This window comes from Burkholderia sp. ABCPW 111, from assembly GCF_000773065.1.
Taxonomy (GTDB): Bacteria; Pseudomonadota; Gammaproteobacteria; order Burkholderiales; family Burkholderiaceae; genus Burkholderia; species Burkholderia savannae.
Window position 1 is genome coordinate 26,347 of record NZ_JPWT01000074.1, and the last position, 20,142, is coordinate 46,488.

The 20,142-nt window shown below is 68.4% G+C and carries 16 protein-coding genes; 7 read left to right on the forward strand and 9 right to left on the reverse strand.

Annotation, left to right across the window (positions count from 1 at the left end; all coding sequences use genetic code 11):
• The first annotated feature begins 238 nt into the window (after nt 1-238).
• Nucleotides 239-1,138 carry an AEC family transporter gene (locus tag X946_RS16620; RefSeq protein WP_038749584.1) on the forward strand — a complete coding sequence of 300 codons (900 nt, stop codon included), beginning with the start codon at nt 239-241 and terminating at the stop codon, nt 1,136-1,138.
• Nucleotides 1,139-1,318: 180 nt separating this feature from the next.
• On the opposite strand, the gene X946_RS16625 is transcribed toward X946_RS16620, so the two are convergent.
• Entirely contained in the window at nt 1,319-1,789 is a 471-nt protein-coding gene (locus X946_RS16625) for a GNAT family N-acetyltransferase (protein ID WP_038749586.1), read from the reverse strand.
• A 155-nt stretch (nt 1,790-1,944) separates the two neighbouring features.
• Here X946_RS16625 and X946_RS16630 point away from each other — a divergent pair, with 155 nt between their 5' ends.
• Together X946_RS16630 and X946_RS16635 are read left to right on the forward strand one after the other, a co-directional pair.
• Nucleotides 1,945-2,604 (forward strand): GntR family transcriptional regulator, encoded by a 660-nt coding sequence (locus X946_RS16630; RefSeq protein ID WP_038749588.1) that lies wholly within the window; start codon nt 1,945-1,947, stop codon nt 2,602-2,604.
• The gene (locus X946_RS16635; RefSeq protein ID WP_038749590.1) at nt 2,588-3,826 is read left to right on the forward strand and encodes a dicarboxylate/amino acid:cation symporter; all 1,239 of its coding nucleotides are present in this window, start codon (nt 2,588-2,590) and stop codon (nt 3,824-3,826) included. The genes X946_RS16630 and X946_RS16635 overlap by 17 nt, the downstream gene beginning before the upstream one ends.
• A gap of 884 nt (nt 3,827-4,710) precedes the next feature.
• Here the strand turns inward: X946_RS16635 and X946_RS16645 are convergent.
• From X946_RS16645 to X946_RS16660, 4 genes are all read right to left on the reverse strand, one after another.
• On the reverse strand, nt 4,711-6,243 hold the full coding sequence (locus X946_RS16645; protein ID WP_038749594.1) for an efflux transporter outer membrane subunit: 1,533 nt from the start codon (nt 6,241-6,243) through the stop codon (nt 4,711-4,713).
• Nucleotides 6,244-6,253: 10 nt separating this feature from the next.
• The gene (gene ceoB / locus X946_RS16650) at nt 6,254-9,439 is read right to left on the reverse strand and encodes a multidrug efflux RND transporter permease subunit CeoB (RefSeq protein ID WP_038749596.1); all 3,186 of its coding nucleotides are present in this window, start codon (nt 9,437-9,439) and stop codon (nt 6,254-6,256) included.
• A 61-nt stretch (nt 9,440-9,500) separates the two neighbouring features.
• Nucleotides 9,501-10,730, reverse strand: a complete 1,230-nt coding sequence (locus X946_RS16655; RefSeq protein ID WP_038749598.1) for an efflux RND transporter periplasmic adaptor subunit — start codon at nt 10,728-10,730, stop codon at nt 9,501-9,503.
• A gap of 49 nt (nt 10,731-10,779) precedes the next feature.
• Nucleotides 10,780-11,634 carry an alpha/beta hydrolase gene (locus X946_RS16660; protein WP_038749623.1) on the reverse strand — a complete coding sequence of 285 codons (855 nt, stop codon included), beginning with the start codon at nt 11,632-11,634 and terminating at the stop codon, nt 10,780-10,782.
• Nucleotides 11,635-11,822: 188 nt separating this feature from the next.
• Here X946_RS16660 and ceoR point away from each other — a divergent pair, with 188 nt between their 5' ends.
• Both ceoR and X946_RS16670 read left to right on the forward strand, forming a co-directional pair.
• Nucleotides 11,823-12,827, forward strand: a complete 1,005-nt coding sequence (gene ceoR / locus X946_RS16665) for a putative multidrug efflux transcriptional regulator CeoR (RefSeq protein ID WP_038749600.1) — start codon at nt 11,823-11,825, stop codon at nt 12,825-12,827.
• A gap of 1,127 nt (nt 12,828-13,954) precedes the next feature.
• The gene (locus X946_RS16670) at nt 13,955-14,248 is read left to right on the forward strand and encodes a DUF4148 domain-containing protein (protein WP_038749602.1); all 294 of its coding nucleotides are present in this window, start codon (nt 13,955-13,957) and stop codon (nt 14,246-14,248) included.
• 193 nt (nt 14,249-14,441) lie between these two features.
• Here the strand turns inward: X946_RS16670 and X946_RS16675 are convergent, their stop codons facing one another.
• The 3 genes from X946_RS16675 to X946_RS36885 all read right to left on the reverse strand — a co-directional run bounded on the left by X946_RS16675 (nt 14,442) and on the right by X946_RS36885 (nt 16,269).
• Nucleotides 14,442-15,503, reverse strand: coding sequence for a purine-nucleoside phosphorylase (locus X946_RS16675; protein WP_038749603.1), 1,062 nt, complete (start codon nt 15,501-15,503; stop codon nt 14,442-14,444).
• 77 nt (nt 15,504-15,580) lie between these two features.
• Nucleotides 15,581-16,081, reverse strand: a complete 501-nt coding sequence (locus tag X946_RS35160) for a hypothetical protein (protein ID WP_038749605.1) — start codon at nt 16,079-16,081, stop codon at nt 15,581-15,583.
• A gap of 2 nt (nt 16,082-16,083) precedes the next feature.
• Nucleotides 16,084-16,269, reverse strand: a complete 186-nt coding sequence (locus X946_RS36885) for a 4-oxalocrotonate tautomerase (RefSeq protein WP_038749606.1) — start codon at nt 16,267-16,269, stop codon at nt 16,084-16,086.
• A 115-nt stretch (nt 16,270-16,384) separates the two neighbouring features.
• Here X946_RS36885 and X946_RS16690 point away from each other — a divergent pair, with 115 nt between their 5' ends.
• Nucleotides 16,385-17,284 carry a LysR family transcriptional regulator gene (locus tag X946_RS16690; protein WP_038749625.1) on the forward strand — a complete coding sequence of 300 codons (900 nt, stop codon included), beginning with the start codon at nt 16,385-16,387 and terminating at the stop codon, nt 17,282-17,284.
• A gap of 584 nt (nt 17,285-17,868) precedes the next feature.
• Here X946_RS16690 and selD read toward each other — a convergent pair.
• Nucleotides 17,869-18,933, reverse strand: coding sequence for a selenide, water dikinase SelD (selD, locus tag X946_RS16700; RefSeq protein WP_038749610.1), 1,065 nt, complete (start codon nt 18,931-18,933; stop codon nt 17,869-17,871).
• A gap of 236 nt (nt 18,934-19,169) precedes the next feature.
• Here selD and X946_RS16705 point away from each other — a divergent pair, with 236 nt between their 5' ends.
• Nucleotides 19,170-20,003 (forward strand): DMT family transporter, encoded by an 834-nt coding sequence (locus tag X946_RS16705; RefSeq protein ID WP_038749611.1) that lies wholly within the window; start codon nt 19,170-19,172, stop codon nt 20,001-20,003.
• Nucleotides 20,004-20,142 lie beyond the last annotated feature (139 nt).

Here is a 20,142-nt window from a genome sequence, read left to right on the forward strand (position 1 = left end):
CCGTGCATGGATCGAGCGGAATTCGCGGACACGCATCGCCGGAATCCTCGCATCGCGCCGCACACCGGGTTATAGTCCGGCGTGCGCGCGCCGCACGCACGCATGCATGCCGCGCGACGTGACATGCGCCACGCGCACGCCCGTCGCCTCCGCCCCGGCGCCGCGCCGTTCTTCGACACCAACCCGCACGGGCGGCCCGCCGGGCCGTCCGGCATCCGATTCGTTCAAACGCCGATCGATGGCTTCGTTGATTCTCGTTCTCGCCTGCCTCGTCGCGGGCGCCGCGCTCGCACGGAGCAAGCGCCTGCCGGACAACTTCCCGGCCAGCCTCAATTATTTCGTCATCCAGATTTCGCTGCCCGCGCTCGTGCTGCAGCATCTGCACCGAATCGCCTTCGGCGCGGACGTGCTGTGGCTCTTCGCGACGCCCGTCATCGTGTTCGCGGCCACCGCGGCGCTCGCGCTCGCGGCGGGCGCGCTGCTCGGCCTCGACAAGGCGACGGTCGGCTGCCTCACGCTCGTCTGCGGCACGAGCAACACGTCGATCGTCGGCGTGCCGGTCGTGCAGGCGCTGATCGGCGGCGCGGCGGTCGGCCACGCGCTCGTCGTCGACCAGGCGAACTTCATCGTGATGTGCACGGCGGGCCTCGTCGCCGCCGATCTGTATGCCGGCAGCGCGACGAGCTGGCGCGGCGTCGCGCGGCAGCTCGCCGACTACCGTCCGATTCAGGCGATGGCGCTTGCGCTGCTGTTGCGGCCGGTGCCGTTCCCGCCCGCCGTCGAGGACGTGCTGAGCGCGCTCGGCGCAACCCTCACGCCGATCGCGATGATCTCGGTGGGCGCAAGCTTCAGCCTGCGCAGCGCCCGCGACGCCGCGCGAAACTTCGTCGTGGGCATCGGCCTCAAGCTGCTCGTCGTGCCGGCGATCGTGCTCGCGTGCGGGCTCTACCTGTTCGCGCAGCGGGGCGTGCCGCTCGCCGTCGCGCTCGTGCAGGCGACGATGCCGCCGATGATCATCGCGGGGCTCATCGCGATCGACAAGAAGCTCGACCCGCCGCTCGCGGGCGCGCTGATGACGCTGGGCGTGCCGGCGTCGATCGCGGCCGCGTGGCTATGGCGCGGCGCGCTGCCCTATTGAGACGGCCGAAACGGCCGCGAGATTTGATTCGGAACACGAACCGTCCGGCCCGCGGCGCATGGTCTTCGTCGAGTGCCCGGCGCGGATCTCGCGTGCACGCGGCGGTTCTCGCCGCAACCGTGGCGAAAAGCGCGCCGCGCCCCGTCGGTCGAACGCGGCGCAACGGCGCTCGCGCGGCCGTCACGCACCGTCGGGCAACAACCGGTGCATTTCGTGGAACACCATGTCGGGCCGCGCGGCAATCTTCAGCGGCACGCCCGACGCGACGAAGCCGAGCGATTCGTAAAAGCCGCGCGCCGAATCGCGTGCAGTGCACCAGACGACCTTTCCGTCCCGCCGCTGCGCGTACTCGATGCACGCGCGCATCAGCCGCGTGCCGACGCCGTGCCCCTGCATGAACGGCTCGACGGCCACGCCGCGCAGCCGCCACGCGCTGTCCGGCGGGAAATCGCGGAACGCCTGCCGGCAGATCGTCGCGACGGCGACGATCCCGTCCGGCGTTCGGGCCGCCAGATGAAGCGTCGCCTCGTGGTCGTCGCACGGAAAGCGGCTCGCGTTCTCGTCCCCGTCCAGCAGAATTCTGGCCCTGAGCGGCAACACGGACGCAACCGGCACGGTCACGATTGAGTACGACTGTTGATCGACGAGCATCGGCTGTTTACGAAAAAATTGATTGACCCATTCTAAATGCGCGAATGTTTTCGTTCGCAAAAAAATATTTGTTGTTCACCCCGGCCGATGCGGTTAATCTGAATAAATGTTGCTCGCTTCATTAATTTCAAGCAAACAAACTGCGATCACAGATAATGGAGAAAATCTCGTCCGATACGGGCAGCGCCTATGACGAGATCCGTTCGCGGATCTTCGACGGCCGATTGTCGCCCGGGCAGAAAATCTCTCACCGGGGCCTCGCACACGAGCTGGGCGTCGGGCAGATGCCGGTGCGCAGCGCACTGCAACTGCTCGCGTCGGAAGGGCTCGTCAACATCGTCGACAAGAGCGGCACCTTCGTCAACGAGCCGACGCGCGACGATCTGCGCGAAATCTACGAGCTGCGCCTCGCGCTGGAAAGCACCGCGGCGTACCTCGCCGCGCGCGGCGGCGCGACGGACGGCCTGTCGCGCTCGCACGCGCAGATGCGCCGGCTCGTCGACGAAAACAGCGCCGACATCATGGTCGAACAGAAAATCGGCTGGGTCTTTCATGACGAAATATTCAAGGCCGCGCGCAACGACCGGCTATTTACGACATACAAGCTACTGCGCGCGCAAACTCACGCGCTGAACGAATTGCCGCGAAGCGATTTCGCGACGGTCAGGCGCGGCACGCTCGAACATTTGGAGATTTGCGCGGCCATCGATATGCGGGACGCGGAAACGGCGCGGCGCCTGATGTGGAATCACGTGATCGACGGCACTCCGGACAGAATCCGATTAATTCGAGCTCAATATGACACTGGCCAATAAAAAAATTCCTTTATCGCTGCTGATGATTCTCGGCCTCGCGTTCGGCGTGGCCTTCGGCCTGATCGCGCCCGCCGCGAGCCGCGATCTGGCGTTCATTTCGACGCTGTTCGGCCACGCGATCAAGATGGTCGTGCTGCCGCTGATCCTGCTGTCGGTGACGCTCGGCGCGTTCCGCGCCGGCACGCAGCGCGGCCGGCTCGGCAAGACGGCCGCGTTCAGCCTCGTGTTCTTCGTGTTGATGACGGTGCTCGCCGCGTCGCTCGGCCTCGCGCTCAACTGGCTGTTCCGGCCGGGCATCGGCGCGAGCCATGCGCAGACGGCGTCGATGCCTGCGAATCTCGCGAGCGGCATCGACTGGCTGAAGTTCCTGACCGACATGATCCCGTCGAACATCGTCGGCGCGCTCGCGGCCGGCAATTCGCTGCCGGTGCTCGTGTTCGGCGTGCTGCTCGGCTGCGCGCTCGCCGCCGTCGAGGATCGCGCGGCGCCGTTCGTCGCCGTCTGCGAATCGATGCTCGCCGCATTCTTCAAGATGACGGAGTGGGTTGTGTCGCTGTCCCCGATTGCGATCTTCGCTGCGATCGCAGTGCTGCTGTCGTCGAAGGGGCTCGCCGCGATGGCGCCGCTCGCGAAGCTGCTCGGCATCGCATACCTCGGCATGGCGGTTCTCGCGCTGTGGCTCACGCTGATCGTCAAGCTCGCCGGCCATTCGCCGCGCGCGGTCGTACGCAAGGTCAGCGAGCCGCTGATTCTCGGCTTCACGACGCGCTCGTCCGAAATCACGTTCCCCGTGCATCTGAAGAAGCTGACGGAGATGGGCGTGCCGGCGTCGGTCGCGTCGACGGTGCTGCCGCTGTCGTACATCTTCAATCGCGAAGGCGCGGTGCTCTATACGGTGCTCGCGGTGTGCTATCTCGCGGACGCGTATCAGCTCGCATGGAGCTGGCCGCTGATGATCACGATCGCCGTGCTGACGATCATCACGATCGACGGCGCCGCGAACGTGCCGTCCGGCGCGGTCGTCGCGATCACGGTGATCCTCGCCGCGATCGGGCTGCCCGCCGAAGCGGTGCTGCTGATTCTCGGCGTCGACGCGTTCTTCGACATGGGCCGCACCGCGCTCAACGTGTACGCGAGCACGGTCGCGACGACGCTCGCGAGCCGCGTGTCGGGCGTCACGCCGGAGATCGCGGACGCCGCGGCGCACGCGTCGCGCGTCTGAAGCATGTCGTGCGCGCCGTCGACACCGGCGCGCGAAGCGGAAACGGCGCGGCGAAGGCTGCCGGAAACCGAAGATTCGACGACCGGCGCGGCGCGCCGGCCGATGCGGGAAAGTTTTTGCGAGCGCGATGCTCGGCGGTTCGGTGGATGCGGCACGCCGCGCGTGCGGCGGCGCACGACACGGCAACCGCCTCGCATGACATCGCCCGCGCGATTGTAGTTCCGTCTGCGAGTATTTCTGGCCCTCGGATGCAGGCGGTTACGCAGTCCCTGTCGCCCCACGCTGGGACTGCGCTTTTTATTGTCGGACCCAGCGGCGCAACGAAACGATGAGTTCGCGTTTCATGCGCCGCTGCCAAGTGTAGGCCGAGACACGGCGCGCGAAACAGGCGTCGCGCCGCCGCAGGCCGGTTGGATCGATTCGATACGAATCGTCGTTCTTGCGCCGCCGATGCGAAGCGACGGCTGCGCCTCCCGCTCTTCATCGCGCATGCCGGCCGTCACGCGACGGGCGTAGGATTCGTGCGTCCGTCGCGTTCGCGCGGTCCTCAGGCTCTTGGGCTCTTGGGCTCTTGGGCTCTTGGGCTCTTGGGCTCTTGGGCTCACGGGCTCTTGGTCGGTCAGGCAGGCAGTTGGACACTCAGGCAGCAGAGCTCTTCAGCTCTTCAGCTCTTCAGCTCTTCAGCTCTTCAGCTCTTCAGCATTCGAGCGCTTCGATCATCGAGCGTTCGAACATTCGGCCCATCAGATTCCGACTCTCAGGCTCGTGAGCGTCATCGGACTTCCTGACGCCGTGCCCCCGGCTATCGTGTTTTCCGACCAAGCAAGTCAGACGCGCATCGGCGCATGCGGCGGCTCACGATCCGCAGCCGCCGCACGCACCGCTCAACGCGACGCGACGTCCTGCTGCCGGGGCTCGCGCGCACCGACGGCCACGTCGCCCGCCCAGCCGCCGCCGAGCGCGCGAATCAGGTTGACCGTCGACACCGCCTGCGTGCCCGTCAGCTGATTCGACTGCAATTGCGATTCGAGCACCGAGCGCTCGCTGTCGATCACGTCGAGATAGCTGACCGCGCCTTCCTGATACTGCGTGCGCGAGAGCGTCGCCGCGCGCCGCGACGCGTTGACCGCATCGCTCTGCGCGCGAATCTGATCGTCGAGCAGACGCAGATCGGCGAGGTTGTCCTCGACCTCGCGGAACGCGACAAGCACCTGCTGCCGGTAGTTCGCGACTTCCTCGTCGTACTTCGCGCGAGCCTGCGCGACGCCCGCGCTGCGCCGTCCGCCGTCGAAGATCGGCAGCGTGAGCGCCGTGCCCGCGAACGGCCCGAGCAGGAACGTGCGGCTCGACCACAGGAACAGATTGCCGAGCGTCGCCGCTTCATAGCCGAACGAGCCGGTGATGTCGAGCTTCGGGAAGTACGCGGACTTCGCGAGGCCGATGCGCGCGTTCGCGGCCATCATCGCGCGCTCGGCGGCCGCGATGTCGGGCCGCCGCTCGAGCAGCGCCGACGGCAGCCCCGCCGGCACCCGCACCGCCACCGGCACGATCGGCGTTTCCTTGAACGAGAAATCCGCGGGCGCCTTGCCGAGCAGGATCGCGAGCGCATGCTCGGATGCGGCGCGCCGCCGCTCGACGCCGACCGCGTCCGCCTGCGCGGTCGCGAGCTCGTTCTTCGCGCGCGACACGTCGAGTTCGCCGATGTCGCCTTCGCTGAAGCGCCGCTGCACGAGCTTCAGCGCCTGCTCGCGCAGTTCGACCGTGCGCCGGTACAGATCCTGGTCGGAATCGAGCCGGCGCAGCTCGAAATAATTTTGCGCGACGTCCGCCTGCAACGCGAGCTGCACCGAGCGGAACAGCGCCTGGCTCTGCGCTTCATCCGCGCGCGACGCTTCGACGTTGCGGCCGACCCGGCCGAACAAATCCGCTTCGTACGACACCGTGCCCTGCGCGCGCCAGAGCGTCGCGTTCGTCGGGCCCGCGCCTTGCGGCTGGAATTGCGACGCCGACGACAGCCCCTCGCGCGTCGGCCCGAAGCCGGCGCCCACTTGCGGGAACCACTGCGAGCGCGCGGCGCGCGTCGCCGCGCGCGCCTGCTCGACGCGCGCCGCCGCGGCCTTCAGGTTCTGGTTCGCCGCGAGCGCCTGCTCCTCGAGCGCGTCGAGCACGGGGTCTTCGAATACCCGCCACCATTCGCCGCGATGCGCGTCGTCGGCGGGCTCGGCGGCCTTCCACGTGCCGGCCTGCTCGCCCTGCGCGAGCGTCGGCGCTTCCTTGAACGCGGCGGGCGTCGCGACGTCCGGCCGCTTGTAGTCGGGCCCGACCGCGCACGCGGCGAGCAGCGCGACGAGCAGGCCGCTCGCCGCCGCGATCTTCGCGACGCGCGCGATGCGTTCGTTGATGTTGGTCTTGTTCATCTTCCTATCCTCAAGCGTCCGGAGCCGGCAGCCCGTAGCCCGCCGAATCCTTCTGCGCGACGTGAATCTTGCCGCCCGCGAGCGTGCGCAGCACCACGTAGAACACCGGCGTCAGCATCAGGCCGAACAGCGTCACGCCGAGCATCCCGAAGAACACCGCGATGCCCATCGCGTGCCGCATCTCCGCGCCTGCGCCCGTCGACAGCACGAGCGGCACGACGCCCATGATGAACGCGATCGACGTCATCAGGATCGGGCGCAGCCGCAGCCGGCTCGCCTCGACGGCGGCCTCGAACGGCGTCTTGCCGTCGTGCTCGAGCTCGCGCGCGAATTCGACGATCAGGATCGCGTTCTTCGCAGACAGCCCCACGAGCACCATCAGCCCGATCTGCGTGAAGATGTTGTTGTCGCCCTGCGTGAGCCACACGCCGGTGAGCGCCGACAGAATGCTCATCGGCACGATCAGGATCACCGCGAGCGGCAGCGTCAGGCTTTCATACAGCGCGGCGAGCACGAGGAACACGAGCAGCACGCTGATCGGGAACACCCAGAACGCCGAGTCGCCGGCCAGAATCTGCTGATACGTGAGATCGGTCCATTCGAACTTCACGCCGCGCGGCAGCGTCTGCGCGGCGATCCGCTCGACGGCCGCCTGCGCCTGCCCCGACGAGTAGCCGGGCGCGGGCCCGCCGTTCACGTCGGCCGCCGTGTACGCGTTGTAGCGCACGACCATCTCCGGCCCGAACGTCGGCGACACCGTGACGAGCGACGACAACGGCACCATCTCGCCCGCCGCGTTGCGCGTCTTCAGCTGCAGGATGTCGTCCGCGCGCTGGCGGAACGGCGCGTCCGCCTGCACGCGCACCTGATAGACGCGGCCGAAGCGGTTGAAGTCGTTCACGTACAGCGAGCCGAGATAGATCTGCATCGTGTCGAACACGTCGGTCACGTTCACGCCGAGCTGCTTCGCCTTCACGCGGTCGAGGTCGACGTTCAGCTGCGGCACGTTGATCTGGTAGCTCGTGAAGAGCGGCCCGAGCTCGGGCGCCTGTTGCGCACGCTTGATGAAGTCGTTCGTCGCATCCGCGAGCCGCGCGTAGCCTACCGCGCCGCGATCCTCGATCTGCATCTTGAAGCCGCCGAGCGTGCCTAGGCCGAGTACGGGCGGCGGCGGGAACACCGCGACGAATGAATCCTTGATCGCCGCGTACTGCTGATTCAGCGCGCCCGCGATCGCTCCCGCCGACAACGCCTTGCCGTGACGCTGATTGAACGGCTTCAGCGTGACGAACACGATGCCCGCGCTCGAGCTGTTCGTGAAGCCGTTCACCGACAGCCCCGGGAACGCGACCGCGCTCTCGACGCCCGGCTGCTTGAGCGCGATCGCGCCCATGTCGCGGATCACCTTCTCGGTGCGGTCGAGCGACGCGCCGTTCGGCAATTGCGCGAACGCGATCAGATACTCCTTGTCCTGCGCGGGCACGAAGCCGCCCGGCACGATCTTCGAGATCATCACGGTCGCGCCGACGAGCGCGAGATACACGCCGATCATCACCGCCTTTCTCGACAGCACGCCGCGCACGCCGCGCCCGTAGTTCTCCGCGCCGCGATGGAACACCTTGTTGAAGCCGCGGAAGAAGCCGCCGAGCACGCGGTTCATCACGCGCGTGAGCCAGTCTTCCTTGTCGCCGTGGCCCTTGAGCAGGATCGCCGACAGCGCGGGCGACAGCGTCAGCGAGTTGAACGCCGAGATCACCGTCGAGATCGCGATCGTCATCGCGAACTGCTTGTAGAACTGGCCCGTCAGGCCCGACATGAACGCGAGCGGCACGAACACGGCGACGAGCGTCAACGCGATCGCGATGATCGGCCCGCTCACTTCCTGCATCGCTTTGTAGGTCGCCTGCCGCGCGGTGAGCCCGTTCTCGATGTTCCGCTCGACGTTCTCGACGACGACGATCGCATCGTCGACGACGATCCCGATCGCGAGCACCATCCCGAACAGCGACAGCGCGTTGATCGAATAGCCGAACAGCAGCAGCAGCGAGAACGTGCCGACGATCGACACCGGCACCGCGATCAGCGGAATGATCGACGCGCGCCACGTCTGCAGGAACACGATCACGACGATCACGACGAGCGCGATCGCTTCGAGCAGCGTGTGGACGACCGCCTTGATCGACGAGCGCACGAACTGCGTCGGGTCGTAGACGATCTTGTAGTCGACGCCCGCCGGGAAGTCCTGCTTCAACTCGGCCATCGTCTTGCGCACTTCGTCGGAGATCGCGAGCGAGTTCGCGCCCGGCGACTGGTTGATCGCCATCGCGACGGCCGGCTTGTTGTCGAGCAGCGAGCGCAGCCCGTACTCGGACGCGTCGAGCTCGATGCGCGCGATGTCGCGCAAGTGCGTGACGCCGCCGTCCGGCGCGGTCTTCACGACGATGTCGCCGAATTCGTCCTCGTTCTGCAGGCGGCCGCGCGCGTTCACCGACAGTTGCAGCGGCGTGCCGGGCAGCGTCGGCGACGCGCCGATCACGCCGGCGGCCACCTGCACGTTCTGCTCGCGAATGGCGCGCACGACGTCGTCGGCCGTGAGATTGCGCTGCGCGACCTTCTGCGGATCGAGCCACACGCGCATCGCGTAATCGCCCGCGCCCCAGAGCTGCACCTGGCCGACGCCCTGGATGCGCGACAGACGATCCTTCACGTTGATGAGCGCGTAGTTGCGCAGATACGTCATGTCGTAGCTGTCGTTCGGCGAGATCAGGTGCACGACCATCGTCAGCGTCGGCGAGCTCTTGACCGTCGTGATGCCGAGCCGCTGCACGTCTTCCGGCAGGCGCGGCAGCGCCTGGTTCACGCGGTTCTGCACGAGCTGCGTGGCCTTGTCCGGATCGGTGCCGAGCTTGAACGTGACGGTGATCGTCATGTTGCCGTCGCTGTTCGCCTGCGACTGCATGTACAGCATGTCCTCGACGCCGTTGATCTGCTCCTCGAGCGGCGACGCGACCGTCTCGGCGATCACCTTCGGGTTCGCGCCCGGGTACTGCGCCTTGACGATCACGGACGGCGGCACGACTTCCGGATACTCGGAAATCGGCAGCAGGAACATCGCGATCATCCCGGCGAGCAGGATGACGACCGACAGCACCCCTGCGAAGATCGGTCGATCGATGAAGAATTTCGATATGTTCATGGAAGGCTCTATCTGATTAGGCGCGCCGGCGCGGCGGGCGCTCCGGGAATACGGCCGCCCGTCACGCGCGCGCGTTGCCCGGCGCGCCCTGCGGACGCTGCACGCCGCCCGCCACGGGCGTCGCGGCTGCGGCGTCGTCGCCGCCCGTCATCGGCACGAGATGCGGCTTCACCTGCTCGCCCGGACGCACGCGCTGCGTGCCGTTCACGACGATCCGGTCGCCCGCCGCGAGCCCGCCCGCGATCACGCGCTGATTGCCGTGCTGCGAGCCGAGCTGCACTTCGCGGTACGACACGCGGCCCTGCTGGTCGACGACGAACACGAACTTCTTGTCCTGGTCGGTGTTGATCGCCGCATCGTCGATCAGCAGCGCCGGATGCGGCGCGCTGCCGCCCACCTTCACGCGCGCATAGAGGCCCGGGACGAGCGCGCCGTCCGCGTTGTCGAAGCGCGCGCGCACGCGGATCGTGCCGGACGAGGTGTCGAGCCGGTTGTCGACCGAATCGATCACGCCCTGCCGCGAGTAGCCGCGCTCGTTCGCGAGGCCGAGCTCGACGGGCACCTTGCGGCCGTCCTTCGCGCCGCCGATGTATTGCAGGTACGTTTGCTCGTCGGCGTCGAACGACGCGTAGATCGGCGACACCGACACGAGCGTCGTGAGCGGCGCGGCCGACGCGCCCGCCGACACGACGTTGCCGAGCGTGATCTCCGCGCGCGACACGCGGCCCGACACGGGCGCGCTGATCCTCGTGTAGCCGAGGTTGATCCGCGCCGTTTCGAGCGCGGCTTCGGCCGCCTTCAGGTTCGCCGTCGCCTCGCGCGCGGCGTTCTGCTTTTCGTCGTAGTCGCGCTTGGCGATCGCGTTGTCGCCGATCAGGCGCTGCGCGCGCTGCCAGTCGCTCTGCGCGTAGCCGTTGCGGGCCTGCGCGCCGGCGAGCTGCGCGGCCGCGCGATCGACTTCCGCCTGGTAAGGGCGCGGATCGATCACGAACAGCACGTCGCCCTTCTTCACGAGCGCGCCGTCCTTGAAGTTCACCGACACGATCGTGCCCGACACGAGCGGACGCACGTCGACCTTCTCGACCGCCTCGAGCCGGCCCGAATAGGACTGCCAGTCGGTGATCGTCTTCGACAGCACGGTCGCGACGTCGACCTCCGGCAGCGGCGCCGCCGCCTTGTCCGGCGCGCCCGCGTTCACGCGGATCGCGCCGAACGCGCCGAGGCCCGCGATGACGACGGCCGCAAGCGTCGCGGCCGCGATCCGCGAACGGGAAGTACGCAAGATAGCCATGAATAAACCCCCAAGTTGTCGGTTGTTCTGGATTCGGATGAAAGCAGCGTCAGCCCGGCGAACCCGTGCTGAAGCGGCTTTGAAAGAATCGCGCCGCCTCTTCGAGCGCGGGCGCGTGATCGGCGAGCGCCGCGTGCGACACGTCCCGGTAGCGGACCACCTGCGTCGGCACGCCCGCGTCGATCAGACAGCTCGCGTATTTCTCGGCCTCGACGTGCAGCACGTCGTTCTGCGCGGTCGCGACGAGCGTCGGCGGCAGCCCCGCGAGGCGCACCGATTCGAGCGGCGCCGCATACGGATGCATGCGCTGCGACGGCTGCGGCAAGTAAGCGCGATAGCACGCGGCGCACTCCTGCGCGGTGATGTCGGACGACGCGACGCGCGCCGCGTCGGCGAGCCGCGTGAGGCTCGGATCGAGCATCGGGCCGATCAGCGCCTGCGCGGCGATGCGGATCTCGCCGCGGTCGCGCGCGATGAACGCGAGGCAGTTCGCGAGCTGGCCGCCCGCGTCGTGCCCCGCGACGCCGATCTTGCGCGGATTGCCGCCGAACGCGCGCGCGCGGGCCTCGGCCCAGCGCGCCGCGCAGTACGCGTCTTCCGGCGCGGCCGGGAACGGATGCCGCGGCGCGAGCGAATAATCGACCGACACGACGAGCGCCGGCACGTGCTCGGCGAGATGGCGCGCGGCGCGGTCGGCATCGTCGAGCGAGCCGCGCACGAAGCCGCCGCCGTGGAAATAAAGCACTACCGGCAACGAGGACTTTTCGGGGCGCCGGTAGAGGCGCAGCACGATGTCCTGCGCGTAGCCGCCGATCACGACGTCCGACACCGCGAGCGCCGGCCGCGCGCGCGCGCCTTCTGCGCTCGTGCGGGGGATTGGGCGGCGGAAATCGAATGCGTCCATGACGTGTCGTGCGCGGCGTCGCGCGTCCATTACGAGATGGATCGAATTCTGGGTCCGGCAGACATCGGGATAAATGCCTATAATCCGGCAACACAATTCACGTCCCCTGAACAATCGTCGGCTGCGCCGCCTTCATCGGTGTCGCGGCCTGCGTCTGTTCAGGGCGTCAATATCGCGGAGGTAAAGTAATGGACCGGCTGCAGGCCATGCAGGTGTTTACGCGCGTCGTCGATACGAACAGCTTTACCAAAGCGGCCGAGACGCTCGGCCTGCCGCGCGCGTCGGTGACGACGATCATCCAGAATCTGGAAGCCTTCCTCGGCGTGCGGCTGATGCACCGGACGACGCGCCGTCTGTCCCTCACGCCCGACGGCGCCGCGTACTACGAGCGCTGCGTGCGGATTCTCGCGGACGTCGAGGAAACCGAGGCGAGCTTCCAGACGAACAATCGAAAACCGCACGGCAAGCTGCGGGTCGACATGCCGGGTTCGATCGGACGCCTGATCGTGATTCCCGCGCTGTGCGAATTCCATTCGCGCTTTCCGGACATCGACCTGCAGCTCGGCCTGTCGGACCGGCCGGTCGATCTGCTGCAGGAAGGCATCGACTGCGTGATCCGCGTCGGCGCGCTGCAGGATTCGTCGCTCGTCGCGCGGCGCGTCGGGCTGTTCGAGGGCACGACGGTCGCCTCGCCCGCGTATCTCGAGAAGTACGGCGAGCCGCAGACGATCGAGGAGCTCGCGCAGCACAAGGCCGTCAACTACTTCTCGAGCCGCACCGGGCGCACGATCGATTGGGCGTTCCTGATCGACGGCAAGGAAGTCGAGGTGAAGATGAACGGCCTCGTATCGGTCAACGACGCGGACGCGTACGTGACCTGCGGGATCGAAGGCTTCGGGCTGATCCAGCCGCCGCTCTTCATGGTGCTGCCGCAACTGCGCAACGGCGCGCTGAAGGAGGTGCTGCCGGGCTACAAGCCGCTGCCGATGCCGATTTCGGTCGTCTATCCGCACAGCCGGCATCTGTCGCCGAAAGTGCGCGTGTTCGTCGACTGGATCGCCGAGATCTTCGAGCGCTGCCCGCTGCTGAGCGGCCGCAAGGGGCTCGATGCGACCTGCAGCAAGCGCACGTTCGAGGAAGCCGAGCGCGCGCCGTCGCTCGACACGCCGGTGTTGAACGAGTGGGTCGCTTGAGCGGTCGGGGTCGGTCGCGCGCGCGTGCAAAAGCGCGCGCGGGCCGGTCGTCCAATTTTTTCGCCGTCGACGAACGGGCGCGCCGCAGCGGCCGCGCGCGGGAATGCCGCGTTGCGCCGGCGAGCGCCGCGATAGACGATCGTACGCGCAACTCATTCTTTCGTTTGTCCGCTTTTAATTGAACGCCTTCTTAAGAGCGGATCGGCCGGTTGACGCAATCGGCGCTTCGCGGCGTTCGCCAGACCTCGAGAACGCTCCCGGCGCAATGCGCGCCGCGATTCGGTCTGCCGGCCCCGCACCGTCTTCCCAGTGCATTCGGAACGTCGACGGCGCGGCGTTCGCAGCGCCTTCGCCGACAGCGTTCCTGCGAGCCGCAGCAGCGAATGCGCGCCGGCTCCCTCGCCTGCGAAGCGCTCGGGCATATCGCAGCGCGCGCGTGAACGATGAACGGACTGGCGACGCGCACAATCTTCGCAGGTCCTCTTTCTCTGCATGTCACCCGGCACTGCGCGAATCTCTTTGCCGCACCGGCTTGCATCATTTCAACGGTTGATTGCGACGTGCAATGTGCGATGTGCAACGCGCGGCGCACGACGGCCGGCGCGGCCCGCACGCGAGATCGCGGCAGCGCCTGTCGATCGAAACCCGCGCATGACGCGCGACGATCGGGGGCAAACGTGGACGCGAGCCCATCGCGTCCCGTTCGGACGACGAGCCAGTTTGTTGCTCGCGTTCGACGTGGCCGCTGCTTGCTGCGCTCTCCGTTCGCGTAGCGCATATCGCGCAATGCGCAGATCCCCCCTCGCCCGGAAAATTCGGCGCGATGCTTCACGCAACGCGCCGCCGCGCTTGTTGCGGCGCGCCGCGAAAGTGCGCGGCGCATTCGCACGCGGCGCAGCGTTCCGCCCGGGCGCGCACGTCGCCGCTCGCACGCCGCCCCGCTTATCCACGACACGCGTCGCGCGCCCTCGTCGCAAGCCCCTGCCGACGTCACGGACTCCGATTGTTCCATCCTCGCAACAATTCAATTCGCGACATCGCCATTTATCGCCGCCGCGCGCGCGCCTAAAGTACAGCCTGTCGCGCACCGCTTTCGGCGTGCGCATCGAATCGACAGGAGTCACATCATGAAACGCAGCAGTCTTCTCGCCGTCGCCGCCTTCGCGCTCGCCGTTGCCGCGCCGGCATTCGCGGACGGCGGGATCAGCCCTGCGGGCAGCGACGGCGACGCGTCGTGGCACGGCCACAGCCCCCGCACGCGCGCCGAAGTCCGCGCGGATCTCGAACAGGCGCAACGCGACGGCACGCTCGCCGCGTTGCGCAAGTCGATGTCGTACGCACCGCCCGGCGCCGAGCTCGTCGCGCAGCGTGCGTATCGTCCGGACCCCGACGCGAATCAGCTCGCGGGCGCAGGCCGGTAAACGCGACGCGCCGCGCATCGAAGCCGATGCGCGGCGCGTCATGCAGCATGCAGCCACGTCATTCTTCAGTGCGAGATCACGATCATGAACAGTCCGATTCCATCGCAGCTCGATCACTGGGACGACAGCACGCCCGTGTGGAAACCGTTCCGCTCGACCGCGCCGTCACGCTGACCGACGCGCGCCGCATGCGTCAGCGGCGCGGCACGCCGTCCTTCCATTCGCCCCAGTGCGTGACGATGTCCTGCACGAGCGGGTTGCCCGCGCGATACAGGTTCTCGGTCGCGAGCGGGAAGCCGCCCTGATCCGCGTAGTTCAGCAGATTGTCGACGCTCGTCTGGCCTTGATACGGGCGATCGAAATCCGAGCCGGTGCGCAGCACCGCGACGCGATTCAGATCGACGCGGTTCACGCTCGCCGCGCGCTTGAGCGCTTCGAACGTCGAATTGTCTTCCTGCGCGGTCATGCAATACGTGCCCTTGTTGTCGGTGAGGATCTTCGTCCATTGACGCGCGCGCTCGCCGAGCAGCGTGCCGGAGAACCACGTGTTGCCCGACGACGTGTCGCAACGCGTGACCACGGGCGGCTGGTTCGCCGGCGCGTAGTTGAACTTCGCGCGCGCCGCCTGCGCTTGCGCGCTGTCGGCGAGCTGGACGTTGCGCGACAGCGCGTACGCGGCGTCCGCGAGCGTGCCGTTCAACTGGAACACCTCGGTGCGATAGTCGAGCGGCGGCTTGTCGCTCGGGCTCTTCGTGTTGATGCCGAGATAGCCGCCGCTCCAGCCGGCCGGAATCTCGCGCGCGTCGAGCTCCCATTGCAGGCCGAAGTCGACGAGGTATTTCGCCCACGCGGCGGTGCCGAGCGTGCCGCGCGCCGGATCGACGCCCGCGATGCCCGAGATCAGGAAGTACGTCTGCCGCAGATCGAAGCGGCGCGAGAACGTGAGCGCCATGATCGTCGACGCCGCGTTCGCGTAGCCCATGCCCGTCGTAACGACGCACACGTCCTGCTTGTTGCAATGCACGTCCGGATAATCGGGCGACAGGCCAGGCACCGCGATGTTCTTCCACGGGCCGAGACGGTCGAGCCACGCCTGGCCTTCGGGGCCGAACATCGTGACGATCATCACCTTCACCGGGCGGCCCTGTGCACCGGCTTCGGCGAACGCGTCACCGTTGTTCTGCGCGACGGATTGCGCCGTCGCGCAAGCGGCGAGCGAAAACACGGCTGCGGAAAGTATCGAGCGAGTCAGCATTAGCGTTCCTTATTAAAAGTAGGTTCGATGAGAACGGCGTTCGGAGACTGCGCGAGCAGTATAAAGGACGTCAATATTCAAACGGGTGCAAAGGCTGCGGCGCCGCATGCGAGCACGACGACGGCGGTTGCGGCCCGCGTCGCCGCGAGCCGGCTCGAAGACCGGGCGAAACGCGCGTTCGCGCCGCGGCCGCGCGCGAACATGCGCTGCCCGGCGAGGCTGGCGGCAAAAGCCGTGTGCGTGCGCGGCGGGCAATGCGCGCGAACGGACGCGGCCGGTGGCGGCGCATCGGCGTGGAAGAAGAGGACGATCGTCGCGGGCTCGCGAGCGCGGCGAAGCGCGCCGGCGCACGCGCAATGCGGGCAGTGCTTCTTCCGGCGCACGGCACGGATGGGGCGCTCGCCTGCGACAGCACGCGAGCGCCCATCGCATTCAGCGCATTCAGCGCGAATGCGCGAGCAAGCGATCAGTCCGCTCCCGCGCGCCCCGATCTCCGCGGCGAACGTACGTTCGTCGTGCGTCGTCCCGGAACGCCGAGCACGCGAACGCGCGCGCATGGCCGATGCGCGCGCGCTCATGCTCAGCGATCCGAAATCAGCTTGCCCGCTTTCGCCCATGCGTCGCGCGGCACTTCGGTGATGACGATGTCGACGCTCTCGACGGGACAGTTCAACGTCTGCGCCGTGACGCGCGTCACTTCGTTCACGAACGCGCGCTTCTGCTCCAGCGTGCGGCCCGGGTGCATTTCCAGATGAATCGTAGGCATCGCATGTCCTCGTCCAAGACCCCGGGAATCGGGGCGAAGCGACAGGATGAGCGCAAAGACGCGACGAATAAACATGCGACAATTCACGGCACTCCAAACCCATGGGTTGTCAATCGTGAATGTCCTCGCCGATATGGAGATGTTCGTGCGGGTCGTCGAATGCGGCAGCTTCGCCGCCGCGGCCGAAGCGAGCCAGGTGTCCGCCCAGATGGTGGCCAAACGCGTGCAGGCCATCGAAACGCGCCTCGGCGCGCGGCTGCTTCATCGCACGACGCGCCGGCAGCAGTTGTCCGACGTCGGCCAGCTCTATTACGAGCGCTGCAAGCGCGCGCTGGCGGAAGTCGAGCTGGCCGAACACAGCGCGGCCGAACTGCACGCGACGCCGAGCGGCGTGCTGCGCGTCGTCGCGCCGGTGGGTTTCGGAAGCTACAGCCTCGTGCCCGCGCTCGCCGAATACATGGCGCAACATCCTCAGGTTCGCGTCGACCTGACGCTCGACAACGACGCGCCGCGCTTCTGGCACGACGATTTCGAACTGCGCGTCCATATCGGCGACATCGACGCGCCGGGGCTGGTTGCGCGGCCGCTGAAGCCCTACCGCAGGCGGCTCGCCGCCGCGCCGTCCTATCTCGCGCGGCATGGCGCCCCGAAGCGTCCCGAGCACTTGGCCGAGCACGCGTGTCTCGGCCTGTCGTATTGGCGGCGCCGCGACCGTTGGCGGCTCGTCGGGCCGCGCGGCGAGATCCGCGAGGTCGCCGTACGCGGCAGCTTCACCGCCAACCACGGCGATGCGTTGCGCGTCGCCGCACTGCAAGGCCTCGGCATCGTGCTGCAGCCTGAAGCCGTGCTGACCAACGATCTCGCCGCCGGCCGCCTGGTGCCCGTCCTGCCCGCGTGGTCGCTCGCGCCGTCGCCGATGTATCTCGTCTACGCGCAGGACCGCCGCCCGACGGCCAAGCTGCGCAGCGCCATCGATTTCCTGCTGGCGAAGTTCGGCGAGCAGGAAAAGCGTTGACCGGCCGGCGCGCTCGCGCAGGAGACGAGCGCGGGCCGGCGAGGCAGGTGCGACGAGGATGGCGCCGAGCGATTCGCGGCGCATGGCGACGCGACAGGCGCGTTCGCCGCGGCGCATGGCCGCGGGCCGCGGGCCGCATGACCGCGTGACCGCGTGGCGGCGGAGGGCAGACGGCGCGGCCGCGCGTTGTACGTGCTCGAATCCGCACATGCCGGACACCAGTCCATGCGACAGAAGCGGCCCGCTCGCCGCGAGCGACTCGCCGCGCCTCTCGCCACGCACTACGGGCCGCGCATCGCCGCCTTTCGCTACGTTCGTGCGCCGCGCGCCGAGCCCGGGCGTTTCATGCGACCGCGCCGCTACCGATCGCGCGTCATGTTCCAAGCTTCATGCCTCTCGCAACCGCACGAGCACACGATCGCGCATTCGAACCCGCGCCCCGTGCCCGAACGGTCTGCGGGTCACGCGCGCGGGCGCCGTTCGCCGCGGCGCATGCCCGCGGGCCGCGCCGCGAGCGCGCATCGCGCCGCCTCGTGGGCGCTCGCGGGCTCTCATGGGCTCGCGTGAACCTCCGCGAGCGCTCGTCAGCTGACATCGACCCGCGCCGGCCCGTCGACCATTTCGCCGATCACCGCCGCGCGATCGAAGCCGTCTTCGCCAAAGCATGCGAGCACGTCGTCGACCGCTTCCGGCGCGCAGGCGACGAGCAATCCGCCCGACGTCTGCGGATCGGTCAGCAGCGCCTGCGCGACGGCGGGCAGGCCGTCGCGCAGGCGCACATCGTGACCGTACGCGGCCCAGTTGCGGCCGGATGCGCCGGTGAACACGCCGTCGGCGGCGAGCGCCTCGACGCCCGCGAGCCACGGCAGCGCGCCGTAGCGCACGCGCGCGGTCAGCCCGGCGCCGCGCGCGAGCTCGAGCGTGTGGCCGAGCAGGCCGAAGCCCGTCACGTCGGTCAGCGCATGCACGCCCGGCAGCGCGGCGAGCGCCGTGCCCGGCCGGTTCAGCTTCGTCGTCGTCGCGATCATCTGCGCGTAGCCGTCGGCGTCGAGGCGGTCCTTCTTCAGCGCGGCGGACAGCACGCCGACGCCGAGCGGCTTGCCGAGCACGAGCACGTCGCCCGCGCGCGCGGCCGCGTTGCGCTTCACGCGCGCCGGATGGACGACGCCGAGCGCCGCGAGCCCGTAGATCGGCTCGACCGAATCGATCGAATGCCCGCCCGCGACGGGGATGCCCGCGTCCGCGCACACCGCCTCGCCGCCGCGCAGCACCGCGGCGATCGTCTCGTGCGGCAGCACGTTGATCGGCATGCCGACGAGCGCGAGCGCGAGAATCGGCTTGCCGCCCATCGCGTAGACGTCGGACAGCGCGTTCGTCGCCGCGATGCGGCCGAAGTCGAACGGATCGTCGACGATCGGCATGAAGAAATCGGTCGTCGCGACGATCGCCTGCTCGTCGTTCAGACGATAGACGGCCGCGTCGTCGGACGTCTCGGTGCCGACGAGCAGATCGGGAAAGAGCGCGGGCGGCGCATTGCGCCTGAGCAGCTCCGACAACACGCCGGGCGCGATCTTGCAGCCGCAGCCGCCGCCGTGCGACAGGCTCGTGAGGCGCGGCGCCGCCGCGTCGGTTGGCTTGGTCTCGGTCATCGCTGAATCCGATAAAGGACAGAACGCTCTATTATCGACAATCCGGCGCGCAATTGCGCGCGAGCCGACCGCGCCGCCGCCGCGCGCGTTCGCTGTGCTCCTTTTTCCGGGCGGCACATGCGCACGGCGCGCGGCGCGCGGCCGCCGCGCAAACCGACGCGAGATCGCAAACGCGGCGATAATCGTGCGCTCCGCCATTCCGGCAAGCCGCTCGCCGGCCGCTGGCTCCCGCGCCGATGGATCAACTATTCGTCCTGCTCGTGCTGTTCTCCGCGCTGCTGCACGCGGCGTGGAACGCGTTCCTGCACGTCAGCGAAGACCGCGTCGCGCAGCTCGGCACGATGTCGGTGCCGTATTTGCTGTTCGGCGCGGCGCTCGCGCTCGCGCTGCCGCTGCCGCCCGCCGCCGCGTGGCCGTACATCGCGGGCTCGGCGCTCCTCGAGCTCGGCTATTGCGTCGCGCTGCTGCGCGCGTACCGCAGCGGCGAATTCAGCCAGATCTATCCGATCGCGCGCGGCTTGTCGCCGCTCGTCGTCTGCGCGCTCGCGCTCGGCGCGCTCGGCGAAAAACCGACGCCATTCGCGCTCGCCGGCATCGCGCTCGTGTCGCTCGGCATCGTGTCGCTCGCGTTCAAGCGCGGCTTGCGCTTTTCCGGCGAAAGCGTGCCGTACGCGATCCTGACGGGCCTTTTCATCGCCGCGTACTCCGTCGTCGACGCCCGCGGCGTGCGGCTCGCCGGCAACCCGCTCGCGTACGTCGCATGGGTGTACCTGCTATGGAACGCGCCGCAGTTCACGCTGATCTGCCGGCTGCGCGGCTTGCGCGCGGTCGTCGGCACGCGCGCCGCCGCCTCGCGCGGGCTCGTCGCCGGCACGCTGTCGCTCGCCGCGTATGCGATCGCGATCGTCGCGTACCGGCACCTGCCGGTGGCGACCGTGTCCGCGCTGCGCGAGACGAGCTCGATCTTCGCGGTCGCGATCGGCTGGTTCGCGCTGCACGAGCAGCCCAACGCGCGACGGCTCGCCGCATGCGTGCTCGTCGTCGCGGGCGCGATGCTGATCCGGCTGTGACGCGGCGCGGCCGCGCGCGAGCGGCGCGTCGGAACTGGTGCCGAATGCCCGCCGCGGCGGCGCTCCGCAGCGCGTGCCCGACGGTGCCGCGCCTGCTCGATCGCAGCCGCGGCCCCCCGGGCGACGTGCGCTGACGAAA

Bases quoted from the DNA above. Each gene is read 5' to 3' on its own strand.
- X946_RS16705 (WP_038749611.1), top strand. From the start codon at position 19,170: ATGGATCAACTATTCGTCCTGCTCGTGCTGTTCTCCGCGCTGCTGCAC.
- X946_RS16620 (WP_038749584.1), top strand. From the start codon at position 239: ATGGCTTCGTTGATTCTCGTTCTCGCCTGCCTCGTCGCGGGCGCCGCG.
- X946_RS16675 (WP_038749603.1), bottom strand. From the start codon at position 15,503: ATGCTGACTCGCTCGATACTTTCCGCAGCCGTGTTTTCGCTCGCCGCT.
- X946_RS36885 (WP_038749606.1), bottom strand. From the start codon at position 16,269: ATGCCTACGATTCATCTGGAAATGCACCCGGGCCGCACGCTGGAGCAG.
- X946_RS16630 (WP_038749588.1), top strand. From the start codon at position 1,945: ATGGAGAAAATCTCGTCCGATACGGGCAGCGCCTATGACGAGATCCGT.
- X946_RS35160 (WP_038749605.1), bottom strand. From the start codon at position 16,081: ATGAGCGCGCGCGCATCGGCCATGCGCGCGCGTTCGCGTGCTCGGCGT.
- X946_RS16660 (WP_038749623.1), bottom strand. From the start codon at position 11,634: ATGGACGCATTCGATTTCCGCCGCCCAATCCCCCGCACGAGCGCAGAA.
- X946_RS16670 (WP_038749602.1), top strand. From the start codon at position 13,955: ATGAAACGCAGCAGTCTTCTCGCCGTCGCCGCCTTCGCGCTCGCCGTT.
- ceoB (WP_038749596.1), bottom strand. From the start codon at position 9,439: ATGAACATATCGAAATTCTTCATCGATCGACCGATCTTCGCAGGGGTG.
- ceoR (WP_038749600.1), top strand. From the start codon at position 11,823: ATGGACCGGCTGCAGGCCATGCAGGTGTTTACGCGCGTCGTCGATACG.
- selD (WP_038749610.1), bottom strand. From the start codon at position 18,933: ATGACCGAGACCAAGCCAACCGACGCGGCGGCGCCGCGCCTCACGAGC.
- X946_RS16635 (WP_038749590.1), top strand. From the start codon at position 2,588: ATGACACTGGCCAATAAAAAAATTCCTTTATCGCTGCTGATGATTCTC.
- X946_RS16655 (WP_038749598.1), bottom strand. From the start codon at position 10,730: ATGGCTATCTTGCGTACTTCCCGTTCGCGGATCGCGGCCGCGACGCTT.
- X946_RS16645 (WP_038749594.1), bottom strand. From the start codon at position 6,243: ATGAACAAGACCAACATCAACGAACGCATCGCGCGCGTCGCGAAGATC.
- X946_RS16625 (WP_038749586.1), bottom strand. From the start codon at position 1,789: ATGCTCGTCGATCAACAGTCGTACTCAATCGTGACCGTGCCGGTTGCG.